We start from the raw sequence: 13,231 nt of genomic DNA, 5'->3' as shown, positions 1-13,231 counted from the left end.
CATGACCGTACGTGTAGGCGTCATCGGCGCCGGAATGATCGGCCAGGACCACGTCCGGCGGCTGACCGAGGTCGTCACCGGGGCGTCCGTGACGGCCGTGACCGACATCGACGCCGACCGCGCCGCCGAGGTGGCGGCCCGGGCCGGCGCCACCGCGCTGCCCACCGCCGCGGAGCTGATCGCCTCTGTGGACGTGGACGCCGTCCTCGTCACCTCCTGGGGACCCACCCACGCCGAGCACGTCCTGGGCGCGATCGCGGCCGGCAAGCCGGTGTTCTGCGAGAAGCCCCTGGCCACGACCGCCGAGGACTGTCTGCGGATCGTCGAGGCCGAGCGGGCGCACGGCCGCCGCCTGGTGCAGGTCGGCTTCATGCGCCGCTTCGACGCCGGCTACCGCCAGATGAAGGAGGTCCTGTCCACCGGCTCGCTCGGGGCCCCGCTGATCGTGCACTGCGCCCACCGCAACCCGACCGTGCCGGAGTCGTACCACTCCGCCATGGCCGCCCAGGACACCGCCGTGCACGAGATCGACGTGCTGCGCTGGCTGCTCGACGACGAGATCGTCTCCGCGCAGGTGGTCACCCCGCGCGCCACGAGCAAGCGCTTCGCGCATCTCAAGGACCCGCAGATCATGATCTTCGAGACGTCCGAGGGCGTCCGGATCGACCTGGAGGTCTTCGTCAACTGCCAGTACGGCTACGACATCCAGTGCGAGGTCGTCGGCGAGGACGGCCTGGTCCGGCTGCCCGACCCGGCGGCCGTCGGGGTCCGCACCGCCGCCCGGCACGGCACGGGTGTCCTCCAGGACTGGAAGGACCGGTTCGCGGAGGCCTTCGACACCGAGTTCCGCGAGTGGGTCGCGGGCGTCGCCGCCGGCGCCGAGCCCACCGGCCCGTCCTCCTGGGACGGTTACGCCGCCACCGTCATCACCGACGCCGCCGTCCGGTCCCTGGAGACCGGCGGCGGGACCGTCACCGTCGACATGAAGCCCCGCCCCGCGTTCTACGGAGGGACCGCGTGAAAATCGCCCTCGACCCCTATATGTTCCGCGCCCTGCCGATCGACGAGATGGTGCGCACGGTCGCCGAACTCGGCTACGAGTACATCGAGTTGTCGCCGCGCGCGGAGTTCATGCCGTTCTTCCTGCACCCGCGTGCGGACGACGCGCGGGTGGCGGAACTGAAGCAGTCACTGCGCCGGCACGGTGTGCGGCTGTCCTCGGTGCTGCCGCTGTACAAGTGGTCCTCGCCGGACGAGACCGAGCGGCAGGCCGCCGTCCGCTACTGGAAGCGGATGATCGAGATCACCGTCGAGCTCGAATGCCCGCTGATGAACTCGGAGTTCAACGGCCGGCCCGAGCGCGCCGCCGAGAGCGAGGCCGCCTTCTGGCGCTCGCTGGAGGAACTGCTGCCGGTGTTCGAGCGCGAAGGCATCGCTCTGAACCTGGAGGCGCACCCGGACGACTTCTGCGAGGAGAACACCCCCGCCGTCGATCTCGTCCGCGCGATCAACAAGCCGTGGGTGAACTACCTGTACTGCGCCCCGCACTCCTTCCACCTCTCCGGCGCCTCGGAGGCCGGCGCCGACATCGCGGCGATGATGCGCTACGCCGGTGACAAGCTCCAGCACGTGCACATCGCGGACTCCTTCAACCACAAGGGTTCGTCCGGCCTGCGCTACATCCTCAACCCGCCGGGCACGCCGGCCCGGATCCACCAGCACCTCGACGTCGGCCAGGGCGAGGTCGACTGGGACGCCTTCTTCGGCACCCTGCGTGAGCTGGGCTTCGACGGTGTCGCCACGTCCTGTGTCTTCGCCTGGGAGGAGCGGGCCCGGGAGTCGTCGGCGTTCATGCTGGACCGCATCCGCAAGGAGCTCGCCGCGTAGGGGGGCGTCCCAGAACCTCCGGCCGGGGCCCCCACTGCGGGAGGGCCCCGGCCGGAGCCCGTGTCAGGAACTCGTGAGGACGACGAGCTGCCGGGTCGCCCGGGTCATCGCGACATAGTGGTCGACCGCTCCCTCGATGCCCGTGCCGAAGTCCTGCGGGTCGACGAGGACGACCAGGTCGAACTCCAGCCCCTTCGACAGCTCCGGGGGCAGCGAACGGACCCGCGGCGAAGCCGGCCGGAACCCGGGATCGCCGATCACACAGGCGATCCCGTCCGCGTGGTCGGCGAGCCAGCTCTCGAGGACGGAGTGCAGCTCCGCGGTGGATCCGTGCACGACGGGAACGCCGCCGCTGCGGATCGAGGTCGGCACGTTGGCGTCCGGCAGCGCGGCCCGGATGACCGGCTCCGCCTCCGCCATGATCTCCTCCGGTGTCCGGTAGTTGATGCTCAGCGAGGCCAGGTCGACCCGGCCGAACCCGACCCGCTCCAGCCGCTCCCGCCACGACTCCGTGAACCCGTGCCGGGCCTGGGCACGGTCCCCGACGATGGTGAAGCTCCGGGACGGGCAGCGCAGCAGCAGCATCTGCCACTCCGCGTCCGTCAGTTCCTGGGCCTCGTCCACGACGATGTGCGCGAACGGGCCGGCCAGGCGGTCCGGGTCGTCGGTGGGCAGGGCGGACTCGTCGACCAGGGAGTTGCGCATGTCCTGTCCGTGGAGCATGACCAGCACCCCTTCGCCGTCGTCGTGGGTGTGGGCCTCCAGCAGGTTGTCGATGACCCTGTCCATGCGTTCGCGTTCGGCGGCGACGGCGGCGGCGTGCCGGCGCTTGCGCCGTGACGCCTCCGGGTCGCCGAGCCGCTGGCGTGCCGCGTCCAGCAGCGGCAGGTCGGACACCGTCCAGGCGTGCGGATCCTCGCGCTGGAGCTTTCGCACGTCGTCGCGGCCGAGCCAGGGGGCGCACATCCGCAGATAGGCCGGTACCGACCACAGGTCTCCGACGAGATCGCTCGCCTCCAGCAGCGGCCAGGCGCGGTTGAAGGCCGTGAGCAGGTCCCTGTTCCGCGACAGCGACCTGCGCAGCAGGGCGGCCGGCGCGTCGCCCTCGTGCTTGTCCTCCAGGATCGTGAGCAGTTCCTCCCAGACCTGGCCGCGCGCGTCGTTGTGCGGGGTGCCGGGTTCGGCCGCCGCGAACGCCACGAGCCAGTCCTCGGCGCTGAGCCGGATGTCGGACCAGTGGGTCGTGACCGTCATGCCCTCGGTGGGCGGCTCCTCGTAGAACGCGACGGCCTTCTCGATCGCCTTCACCATGTCCGCCGACGACTTCAGGCGCGCCACGTCCGGATCGGTCTCGACGGCCGCTTCGGCCCCCTCGGTGACGAGGTCCCGCAGGATGCAGGTCTGCACGCCCTCCTCGCCGAGGCTGGGCAGGATGTCGGAGACGTAGGAGAGGTAGGGCCGGTGCGGGCCGACGAACAGCACGCCGCCCCGGCGGTGGCCGAGCCGGGGGTCGGAGTAGAGGAGGTAGGCGGAGCGGTGCAGGGCGACGACGGTCTTGCCCGTGCCCGGGCCGCCGTCGACGACGAGGGCGCCGCGCGAACCGGCGCGGATGATGGCGTCCTGGTCGGCCTGGATGGTGCCGAGCACGTCCCGCATCCGGGGCGAGCGGTTGGTGCCCAGGCTGGCGATGAAGGCGGACTGGTCGTCGAGCGCCGCGTGCCCGACGGCTCCGTCCGCGGTGAACACCTCGTCCCAGTAGTCGCTGATCCGGCCGTCCGTCCAGCGGTAGCGGCGGCGGCTGGCCAGGCCCATCGGGTTGGCGTGGGTGGCGCCGAAGAACGGCTCGGCCGCGGGGGAACGCCAGTCGACCAGCAGCCGGCGCCCCTCGCTGTCGGTGAGGCCGAGCCGTCCCACGTACACGGGCTCGGGGTCGTCCACGCCGGCCATGTGCCCGAGGCACAGGTCCAGGCCGAAGCGCCGCAGTGCCCGCAGACGGGCGGTCAGCCGGTGGATCTCGGCGTCCCGGTCCATCGCCTGCCGGCCCTTCCCGCCGGGCGCCTTGCGCTCGGCGGCCAGGCGGTCGGACAGCTCGGCGATCGACTGCTCGAGACAGGCGGCGATGGCGGCGAAGTGCCGCTCGTCCCGGGCGATCAGCGCCGGGTCGGCCTTGTGCGCGAGGCGGTCGGGAAGGTCGAACGCGCTGGTGGTCAGGGGGGTCACGTCATGCTCCCGTATCCGCAGGTCCTTGTAGGCCGGACAGTCTGCGGCACACAGGGGGCCTTGCCGCAAGGCCCCCTGTCTGCTATAGGTTGAGAGTGGCAAGGAGAGGACTCCTTGCCTTTCTTGTTTCTGAGCGGGCTCCGCCCGCCCCGATGTCACACCGGTCCGGGTGCCGTCATCCAGCGCCACTGGGTGAACTCCTCCAGGCTGGCTGTGCCGCCGATGCGGGAGCCGTTGCCGGAGATCCCCACGCCTCCGAAGGGGGCGTTCGCGGCGTCCTTGGCCGAGACGTCGTTGATGTGGACCATGCCGGTGCGCAGTTGCTCTGCGACAGCGGTCGCCCTCGGTACGGAGCCGGAGTGCACGGCGGCCGTCAGGCCGTACGCGGTGTCGTTGGCGATCTCGACGGCCTCCGCCTCGCTGTGAAAGGGAATGACAGGGGCGACGGGACCGAAGATCTCCTCGGTGAACGCGGGCATGGCCCGGTCGACGTGGTCCAGGACGGTGGGTGGGTAGAAGAGCCCGTCGCGTCGGCCGCCCGTGAGCACCCGCGCCCCGCCGGCCACGCTCTCGTCGACGATGCGCTCGATCCTGGTGGCCAGCCGCTCGCTGATGATCGGGCCGACGCTGACGCCCTCCACGCGCGGGTCGCCTACGCGCAGGGTCCGCGCGTGCCCGACCAGCGCGTCGGTGTACGCCTCGACCAGGTCGGCATGGACCAGGTGGCGGCCGGCGGCGACGCACGCCTGTCCCTGGTATCCGAAGGTGCTCACGGCTCCGGCCAAGGCGGCCGCGTCCACATCGGCGTCCTCGAGCACGACGAGCGAGTTCTTGCCGCCGAGTTCCAGGGCGACCCGCTTCAGTCCCTCACCCGCCGCACGGGCCACGTCGCGTCCGACCTCGGCGGAGCCCGTGAACGCGACCATGGCGACATGAGGGTCTGCCGCGACCGCCTGCCCGGTCTCCGTGCCGCCCGGCAGGACGTGCAGCACCCCGTCGGGGAGGCCGGCGTCCTCGAAGAGCCGCGCGACGAGGACACCCCCGGACACCGGAGTGAGGGGGTCCGGCTTGAGCAGCACGGTGTTGCCCAGCGCCAGTGCGGGTGCCAGCGCCCGCATCGCGAACAGGAGCGGCGCGTTCCAGGGGTTGATGACGCCGACGACGCCGAGCGGCACCCGCCACGCCAGACTCGTTCCACCGGAGGTCTGCGGGGCCAGGACCTCGCCCCTGGGCAGGGACGCGAGTCCCACGGCGTGCGTCAGTTGGGCGAGGGCGGCGTTGATCTCGTAGTCGCCCTTGGCGGGGACGCCGGCTGACTCGCGGACGATCCAGTCGCGGACCGTGGCGCTGTGCTCACGCAGCGCGGATGATGCGCGCAGCAGGACCTCGATACGGTCGGAAGGAGCTGCCGTGGCCCAGTCATCGGCGGCCCGGGCGGCCCGTGCGCCGGCCAGAGCGACGTCTGCGGGGGAGGCGACGCCGATGTCGGCCAGCGCGTGTCCCGTGGCCGGTTCGATCACCTGGCGTGTGCCGCCCTCGGATGCGCGCCAGCCCGCGCTGTAGATCCTCCCGGCCCACTCGGCCTGGTCCGGCCACCTCTTGCCGTTGCCAGTCATGGGCGCCCTCCGTCCGGGGTCGGTGCCGCCATCCTGACATGAGGACCCATTCGCGCCGGTCTGTCACTCTTGTTGTCTAGTGTCGTAAGAGTGATGGTGCGACGCACCTCGGATTCAGGGCGCTCCCGGGCAGCAGGCCCCAGGGCGGGATTGAGGGCAGATGACGTCATGATCGGATCCGCGTCCGCATGGGACGACGGCCCGAGCGCTCGGCCGCAGGAACGTGTCGACGGTGCGGCGACGGCCAGGGTCGTCGTCGATGACCTCGGGGTCGTGACCGCGTGGAACGAAGGAGCGCGGCGGCTGCTCGGTTACCGGGCCCCCGAGGTGGTCGGCCGGAAGGCGGCCGTGCTTCTCGCGGACGCCGCTCCGACCGACGCGCTGAACGCGCTGACCGGCCTGCGGAGGTGGAACGGGACGGCCACACTGCTGCACCAAGACGGTCACCGCCTCACCGTCGGGCTGCTGGCCCATCACCGGGAGCTCGACGGGGACGACTGGCTGCTGGTGTCACCGGTGCCCCGGCCGGCACCCACGCCTGAGGACGACACGTTCCTGCGGCGCAGTTTCGCCCAGGCTCCCTACTCGATGGCTCTGTACGACACCGGACTGCGGTTGCGGTGGGCGAACGCGGACATGGAACGTGTGATGGGCCTGTCCGAGCAGGAGATGCGCGGCCTGCGGGTGACGGAGATCGTCCTCGACCCGGAGAGCGAACGCGCCGAGGAGGGCATGCGAACCGCCCTGGAAACCGGTTCTCTTCAGGAGCTCGGAGCCGCGCTGCACCTCGCCGGCCATGAACGGGAGAGCGTGTGGTCGGTGTCCCTCGTCCCTGTGCGGGGCTCCGACGGGCGACTGGAAGGTGTCCTGCTGTCGGCACACGACGTGACGGAGCAGCACCTCGCACGGCAGCGACTCGTCCTGGTCAACGACGCCAGCCTGCGGATCGGCAGCACCCTGGACCTGCCCCGTACGGCTCAGGAACTCGCCGACGTGGCCGTCCCACGGTTCGCGGACTTCGTCACGGTCGATCTCCTGCCGGCGATCGAGGGGGGTGAGGATCCGCCGCAGGGTTCTCCGCACGGTCCGGTGATGCTGCGCCGGGTCGCCTGCCAGTCGGTGCTGGAGGGCTGTCCCGAAGCCGTGGTGCAGATCGGGACGGTGGCGGCCTATCCGGAGGGTTCCACCGCGGCGGTGTGTCTGGCCGCGGGGCGGCCACTCATCGAGCACATCACGCCCGCCGCCCTGGAGAATCTGGACCGGACGGCCCCGGAGCGGGCCGAACGCATGCGGCGGTTCGGGTTCCACTCGGTGCTGGCGGTGCCGATGCGTGCGCGTGGCCTCACCTTGGGAGTGGCCACGTTCTCCCGCCATCGCCAGCCCAAGCGCTTCGAGCAGGACGACCTGCTGCTGGCCCAGGAGATCACCGCTCGCGCCGCCGTGTGCATCGACAACGCCCGGCGGTACACGCGCGAGCGCGACACCTCCCTCACGTTGCAGAGCAGCCTGCTGCCGCAACGTCTCCCCGAGCAGGCGGCTCTCGATGTCGCCTCCCGTTACCGGCCCGCCAGCGCCCGGGCCGGTGTCGGCGGCGACTGGTTCGACGTCATTCCGCTCTCCGGTGCCCGGGTCGCTCTGGTCGTCGGCGACGTCGTGGGCCACGGCGTCCAGGCCTCGGCGACCATGGGGCGGCTGCGCACCGCCGTGCGCACGCTGGCGGATGTCGACCTTCCCCCGGACGAGTTGCTGACCCACCTCGACGACCTGGTCGACCATGTCGCCGGCGGCGGCGACACCACGGCCCCGCTCGACGGTGACATCGGCGCCACCTGTCTGTACGCCGTCTACGACCCGGTCTCGCGCCACTGCACGATCGCCCGCGCGGGCCACCCCGTGCCGGCCCTCGTGACACCTGACGGCACTGTCGAGTTCCTCGAGGTTCCGGCAGGCCCTCCCCTCGGCCTGGGCGGCCTGCCCTTCGAATCGACCGAGCTGGAGCTGGCCGAGGGCAGCCTGCTCGTCCTCTTCACGGACGGGCTCGTCGAGGTCCGCGGCCGTGACATCGACGAAGGGATCGCCGCCCTGCACGAGGTGCTGCGGCGACCGGCTCAGGATCTGGAGGCCATGTGCGATGCCCTGTTGCGCACCCTGCTCGCGGATCGTCCCTCCGATGACGTGGCCCTCCTCGTGGCCCGCACCCGAGCCCTCGACACCTCCCACGTGGCGACCTGGCGGGTGTCGCCGGACCCCGCCGCAGTCGCCGATGTGCGCAGGGCCGCGTGCCGGCAACTGTCCGAGTGGGGCTTGGACGATGCCGTGTACGTCACCGAGTTGGTCGTCAGCGAACTGGTCACCAACGCCATCCGGTACGGTCGGCCTCCCATCGAGCTGAGACTGATCTACGACCGCGCCCTCGTCTGCGAAGTCTCCGACGGCAGCAGTACCGCGCCCCACCTGCGCCGGGCCCGTACCTTCGACGAAGGTGGACGCGGGCTGCTTCTCGTCGCTCAGCTCACCCAGGCTTGGGGGACCCGTCAGACCCCCGACGGCAAGATCATTTGGGCTGAACAGTCGCTTCCCGGTGACTGAGGTCCGCCGCCTGGACTCCCCCACGGCCGGTTCCGTATGACACGCTCTTCGGCGAGCGGGCGGCCGGGGAACGGCCGTCGGCTGTTCAGGGCACCGTGGAGAGGCGGCGGCATGCGCATAGGACTGCTCGGCACCGGCCCGTGGGCGCAGATGGCCCACGCACCCGCACTCAGCGGGCATGACGAGCTCTATTTCGCCGGTGTGTGGGGGCGTCGCCCGGAGGCCGCCAAGGAGCTGGCCGAGCGGCACGGTGTCCGGGCCTACGACGACGTGGACGAGCTGTTCGCCGACGTGGACGCGGTCGCCGTGGCGCTGCCTCCTGACGTGCAGGCCGGACTCGCCGCGCGGGCGGCGCGCGCCGGGTGTCATCTGCTGCTCGACAAGCCCCTCGCGCCGACGGTGGAGCAGGGACGGGCCGTGGTCGAGGCCGCCGGGGAGGCCGGGGTCGCCTCGGTCGTGTTCTTCACGACCCGCTTCCAGCCCGAGCCGGCGGCGTGGATCGCCAAGCAGGCGGCGGTGCCGGGCTGGTTCACGGGGCGGGCGCAGTGGCTCGGGGCGGTGTTCACCAGCGAGAGCCCCTTCGCCACGCCGTGGCGGCGGGAGAAGGGCGCCCTGTGGGACGTCGGCCCGCACGCCCTGTCCGTGCTGCTGCCGGTGCTGGGCGACGTGCGGCGGGTGTCGGCGGCGGCGTACGGCCCCGGGGACACGGCACACGTCGTCCTCGACCACATCAGCGGCGCGTCGAGCACCCTCACCCTGAGCCTGACGGCACCGCCCGCCGCGTCCGGTGCCGCCGTGGAGCTCCTCGGGGAGGCCGGGGCCGCGGTCCTGCCGGAGAGCTCCGACGGAGCGGTTCCCGCACTGAGGCGGGCCGCGGACGCCCTGCTCGCCGCCGCCCGGACCGGCCGCCCGCACGCGTGCGACGCGGCGTTCGGCCTGCGGGTCACGGAGATCCTGACGGCTGCCGACGACTTGCTGAACGGCGGCGGGCGTTAGCCCTGGAGTACGGCCGGGTTCCTACGCCGGGTCGAAGTTGAGGCGTTCCTTCACCACCGGGTAACCGGCCTTGGCGAAGTTCGCGGCCATGGGGAAGTTGCCCTGGTCCGTGGCAGCCGCGACGAACTCGGCGCCCTGTTCGACCAGGAAGTGGGTGCACTCGGCCAGCAGGTCGTAGGCGTAGCCGTGGCCCCGCTGGTCGGGCAGGACGCCGATGAAGCCGATGCACGGGCCCGTGGGGTTGTGGGCCGGGATGTGGATGCCGGCCATCTCGCCCTTCGGGGTGTACGCGACCTGCCACCACTCGCGCGGTGAGGGGCACCAGTGGAAGAAGTCGAGTTCCTCTTGGGCCGCCTGGTCGAGTCCGCCCTGCTCGATGGCTTTCAGCGCGTGGGCGTCCAGTGTGACGGAGTGGATGCGGCGCAGCGCGTCGAAGAACACGGCGTCGTCCGGTTCGGCGCGGAAGGTGAGGCGCCCGGGCCGCTCGGGCAGGCCGCGGTCGGGGGTCCACCGGTACAGCAGGCGTTCCACCAGGAGGTCGTAGCCGGCCTTCCGTGCGGCGGTGAAGCGGGTCTCGGCCGCGGCGCGCAGGGCCGGGACGTCGCGCCAGCCCGCGGGAAGGTTCAGTTCCAGTTCCACCTGCCAGGGGGCGGAGCGCAGGAGTGTGGCGCCCGCTTCCTCCTCGCCTTCGGCCACGTCGAACCAGTTGAGGTTGAGGGGCTCGGTGTCGTCGGGGCCGCCCCACCAGGCGCCGCGGGCCACGACCCTGCCGTCGCGCAGGGCCACCCGCTTCCAGTCGGGGCGATGCCGGGTCAGCCGGTGGCCCTCACGGGCGCCCAGCGGATCGGGCAGGGTGTCGAAGAGATCGGCGTCGCTCGCGTCGAGCGCGCGGATGACCACATCGGTCACGGAATTCCTCCGGGATGCATGGTGCGGAGAGCGCTCCCGGTGAGGTCAGTCGAGGCACGCCGGGACGAGGAGCAGGGAGCGCTGGAACGGTGTGAACTGCACGGCTCTGCCCTCCTTCCACCGGTCTCGGGGCGTGACGCCGACACGCTACGGGATCACCGACGGACCGTCCATCGCTTTTCCGACGCGGCTCAAGTGGCCCTTAGGAGTCGGTCAAGCGACCGTCAGGGCGCCCAAGTAGCCGCCTCGGCAAGGGGTTTCGGCATGACGGACGGGTTGGCGGGAGTACTGCCCGTCCGTAGCATCCGTGACGCGGATCCATCTGAGAGCGCTCTCAGGACCACTGATCCACATCCGTACCCCCACACCAGGAGACCCCCCACATGACTCCTCGTCACCGACGCCCGCTCACCCGCCGTACGCTCCTCCCGCTCTCGGCGGCGCGGTGGTCGCCGCCCCTGCCGTCGCCGCGCTGGCCCCCCACGCCATGGCGGACACGACCGGGAGCAAGGCCGCTCCGAGGGCAGCGGCCGGCCTCCCCCTGACGCTCGTCAACGACAGCGGATCCTTCGGCAACGCGAGCGTCCACGTCTACGTCGTGGGCAACGCGGACGGCCGGCAGGTACGCCTCACGCCCGACGGCACACTGGCCCCGGTGGCCCTGTCGGACAACGGGCCCGACGGCTTCGCCGACTACGCGATCGCCCTGGCCGGGCCGGCCGGCCCTCCAGTACCCCGCCGGCTGGGTGACATCCGATCCCGACTACGGGGTGCTGCACGACTGTGCGGAGTTCACGTACAACGCGTCGGGGATGTTCTGCAACACCACCATGGTCGACATGTTCAGCGTGCCGCTGAGCATCCGGCTGACCGGCGCGAAGGACCAGACGACGGGCACGTTGCGCGAAGGGGGCCGGGCGGCCGCGTTCGCCGCCGTGCGGGAGGTCCCGGAGTTCGGGCGGCTCGTGGTGGACGACACCCGGATCATCGCCCGGCCAGGGCCTGGACGCCGGGCTGTTCGCCGAGGACTACTTCGCGCCCTGCATCGACCCAACGACGGGACGACGGGGCCGGTCGCCGCGATCCTGGGTGCCGGTTTCAACCGCTCGACGCTGGTGGGATCCGCCGCCCAGCCGATGACCGACCCCGCGTCCTTCTACCGGACCGGCCTCACCAACCACTACGCCAAGGCCATGCACGCGGCCGCACGGGACGGCAAGGCGTACGGCTTCGCCTTCGACGACGTGGCCGACTTCGCCTCGTACGTCCAGGACACGGCGCCGACGGGGCTGCGGCTGACGCTCACGCCGTTCTAGCAGGCACGCACGCCCCTCCTCACTCCACTGACCACCGCCCCTGGTGACGCGGGCCCGGAGTGCGGCGCCCGGTGGGGCGTAGCAGCGTGGTGGTGTGAGCAGAGCGCGCGCCCGGCTGCCGCGCCGGGACAGGGATCGGGACCGGGACCTGGACCGGCGGGGCTGGCTGCGCGGCGCACCGCCGCCGGTCTGGGCGCGGCTGCTGCCCTCCGTACTGCTGGCAGGCGTGTGCACGGCGGAGCTGATCAGTCCGGTGCCTCTGGACGTCGGCTTCCTGCTGGGCGCGATCCCGCCGCTGGCTGTGCTGGCCCACGGGCCGGTCGTGACGGCGGTGCTCGGCGCGCTGGCGGTGGTGGTGCTGACGGTTCCCGTCTTCCGTCTGGACAACCCCGGCAGCACCGATCTGCTGACCGTGTGCTTCGTGGCCGCACTGAGCGTGCTGCTGTCCTTCGTGCGCAGCAGGCGTGACGCACAGCTCGTGACGGAACGGGCCGTCGCCGAGGTCGCGCAGCGGGCGGTCGTGCCGCCGCTCCCGGAAGAGGTCGGGCAGGTACGGTGCGCGGGCCTGTACCGGGCCGCGCAGAGCGGGACGCTGGTCGGGGGCGACTTCTTCGACGTACGCGCGGGCCCCTACGGCGTACGGGCGGTCATGGGCGATGTGCAGGGGCACGGGCTGTCGGCGGTCGCCACGGTCGCGTCGCTGCTGGGGGCGTTCCGGGAGGCGGTGCTGGACCAGCCGGATCCGGAGGCGGTGGCGGCCCGGCTCGACCGGAGGCTGGCGGTGGACTCCGCGGGCGAGCCGCACGCCGAGTTGTTCGCGACGGCCGTGCTGCTGGACTTCTCCGCCGACGCGCGTGTGGTGCGGATCGTGGCGTGCGGGCAGGCCGGGCCGTTGCTGCTGCGGGACGGGCGGACCGTGGAGCTGGACGTCGAGCCGTGCACGCCGCTGGGGCTGGGCCTCGCCGAGGTCACTCCCCCGAGGGTCGTCTCGGTGCCGCTGCGGGCCGGTGACCGGCTGTTCCTCGCGTCCGACGGTGTCACCGAGGCCAGGGACGCCGGCGGGGTCTTCTATCCCCTCGCCGAACGGCTGCCGGGCCTCGCCGACCAGGATCCGGCCGCGCTGGCCGAGCGGGTGTGGACCGACCTCGTCCGGTACTGCCCGGACGTACGGGACGACGTCACGATGCTCGTCCTCGCGCCCCGCCCGCGGGGCGGGCCCTGACGGCGGCCGGCGGCGGGGCGCGGGACCTCCCGGCGGGATTCCGGTCGGCTTTCGCCCGGGTTCCGGCGAGGCTCTCGGCAGGGCTTTCGGGAGGGTGCCGGTGCCGGTTCACGGGCGGTGGCCGGGGCTCTCCGGATGCACGTTGGGCTCGCGCGTTGAATGGTGATAGCGGACCCGTTTTTCAGCACCGGGGCCGCCCCAGCGATCCGGACCCTAGGAGCAGAGAATGTCGACCTCACAGCCCCACGCGTTCCGGCCGCCCGAGGACAGCACCACCCCGGACCGCCTGCTCCACGCCCGCACCGGCACCGATGTGTCACCGGAGGACCTCGTCCTCGCGTCTGGCAAGGACCTCACCCCGCGCAACCTGGAATGGGCCAAGCGCAAGCTCGCGGCGGAGGGCCCGGCCGCGCTGGAGAAGCTGCTGCCCTAGAGGGTGCCTTCCCCGCGGGACGTCACGCGTCACGGACTCCGTG

Annotated in this window: 9 protein-coding genes and 1 pseudogene; 7 read left to right on the top strand and 3 right to left on the bottom strand. The window is 72.0% G+C overall.

Features of this window, described 5'->3' with window-relative positions:
* Nucleotide 1: 1 nt before the first annotated feature.
* Together CP976_RS39645 and CP976_RS39640 are read left to right on the top strand one after the other, a co-directional pair.
* Complete coding sequence (locus tag CP976_RS39645; protein ID WP_150484684.1) at nucleotides 2-1,021, top strand: Gfo/Idh/MocA family oxidoreductase; 1,020 nt, start codon at nucleotides 2-4, stop codon at nucleotides 1,019-1,021.
* Nucleotides 1,018-1,887 (top strand): sugar phosphate isomerase/epimerase family protein, encoded by an 870-nt coding sequence (locus CP976_RS39640; protein ID WP_150484683.1) that lies wholly within the window; start codon nucleotides 1,018-1,020, stop codon nucleotides 1,885-1,887. The genes CP976_RS39645 and CP976_RS39640 overlap by 4 nt, the downstream gene beginning before the upstream one ends.
* Before the next feature lie 63 nt (nucleotides 1,888-1,950).
* Here the strand turns inward: CP976_RS39640 and helR are convergent, their stop codons facing one another.
* On the bottom strand, nucleotides 1,951-4,107 hold the full coding sequence (gene helR, locus CP976_RS39635) for an RNA polymerase recycling motor ATPase HelR (RefSeq protein ID WP_150484682.1): 2,157 nt from the start codon (nucleotides 4,105-4,107) through the stop codon (nucleotides 1,951-1,953).
* A 155-nt stretch (nucleotides 4,108-4,262) separates the two neighbouring features.
* The gene (locus CP976_RS39630; protein WP_150484681.1) at nucleotides 4,263-5,723 is read right to left on the bottom strand and encodes an aldehyde dehydrogenase family protein; all 1,461 of its coding nucleotides are present in this window, start codon (nucleotides 5,721-5,723) and stop codon (nucleotides 4,263-4,265) included.
* A gap of 168 nt (nucleotides 5,724-5,891) precedes the next feature.
* On the opposite strand from CP976_RS39630, the gene CP976_RS39625 reads away from it, so the two are divergent.
* Complete coding sequence (locus tag CP976_RS39625) at nucleotides 5,892-8,312, top strand: SpoIIE family protein phosphatase (protein WP_150484680.1); 2,421 nt, start codon at nucleotides 5,892-5,894, stop codon at nucleotides 8,310-8,312.
* Nucleotides 8,313-8,423: 111 nt separating this feature from the next.
* Complete coding sequence (locus CP976_RS39620) at nucleotides 8,424-9,308, top strand: Gfo/Idh/MocA family protein (RefSeq protein WP_150484679.1); 885 nt, start codon at nucleotides 8,424-8,426, stop codon at nucleotides 9,306-9,308.
* A gap of 21 nt (nucleotides 9,309-9,329) precedes the next feature.
* On the opposite strand, the gene CP976_RS39615 is transcribed toward CP976_RS39620, so the two are convergent.
* The gene (locus CP976_RS39615; RefSeq protein ID WP_150484678.1) at nucleotides 9,330-10,217 is read right to left on the bottom strand and encodes a GNAT family N-acetyltransferase; all 888 of its coding nucleotides are present in this window, start codon (nucleotides 10,215-10,217) and stop codon (nucleotides 9,330-9,332) included.
* A gap of 383 nt (nucleotides 10,218-10,600) precedes the next feature.
* Here CP976_RS39615 and CP976_RS39610 point away from each other — a divergent pair.
* From CP976_RS39610 to CP976_RS39600, 3 genes and pseudogenes are all read left to right on the top strand, one after another.
* Nucleotides 10,601-11,533: pseudogene (locus CP976_RS39610) on the top strand (beta-1,3-glucanase family protein).
* 94 nt (nucleotides 11,534-11,627) lie between these two features.
* On the top strand, nucleotides 11,628-12,755 hold the full coding sequence (locus tag CP976_RS39605; protein ID WP_150484677.1) for a PP2C family protein-serine/threonine phosphatase: 1,128 nt from the start codon (nucleotides 11,628-11,630) through the stop codon (nucleotides 12,753-12,755).
* Between the two features lie 226 nt (nucleotides 12,756-12,981).
* Entirely contained in the window at nucleotides 12,982-13,188 is a 207-nt protein-coding gene (locus CP976_RS39600; protein ID WP_086850264.1) for a hypothetical protein, read from the top strand.
* Nucleotides 13,189-13,231 lie beyond the last annotated feature (43 nt).

This window comes from Streptomyces coeruleorubidus (assembly GCF_008705135.1).
GTDB classification, from domain to species: Bacteria; Actinomycetota; Actinomycetes; order Streptomycetales; family Streptomycetaceae; genus Streptomyces; species Streptomyces coeruleofuscus.
Note: the sequence above shows the minus strand (reverse complement) of the source record. Positions and strands in the feature narration are given on the sequence as shown.

Bases quoted from the DNA above. Each gene is read 5' to 3' on its own strand.
- CP976_RS39645 (WP_150484684.1), top strand. From the start codon at position 2: ATGACCGTACGTGTAGGCGTCATCGGCGCCGGAATGATCGGCCAGGAC.
- CP976_RS39630 (WP_150484681.1), bottom strand. From the start codon at position 5,723: ATGACTGGCAACGGCAAGAGGTGGCCGGACCAGGCCGAGTGGGCCGGG.
- CP976_RS39625 (WP_150484680.1), top strand. From the start codon at position 5,892: ATGATCGGATCCGCGTCCGCATGGGACGACGGCCCGAGCGCTCGGCCG.
- CP976_RS39620 (WP_150484679.1), top strand. From the start codon at position 8,424: ATGCGCATAGGACTGCTCGGCACCGGCCCGTGGGCGCAGATGGCCCAC.
- CP976_RS39600 (WP_086850264.1), top strand. From the start codon at position 12,982: ATGTCGACCTCACAGCCCCACGCGTTCCGGCCGCCCGAGGACAGCACC.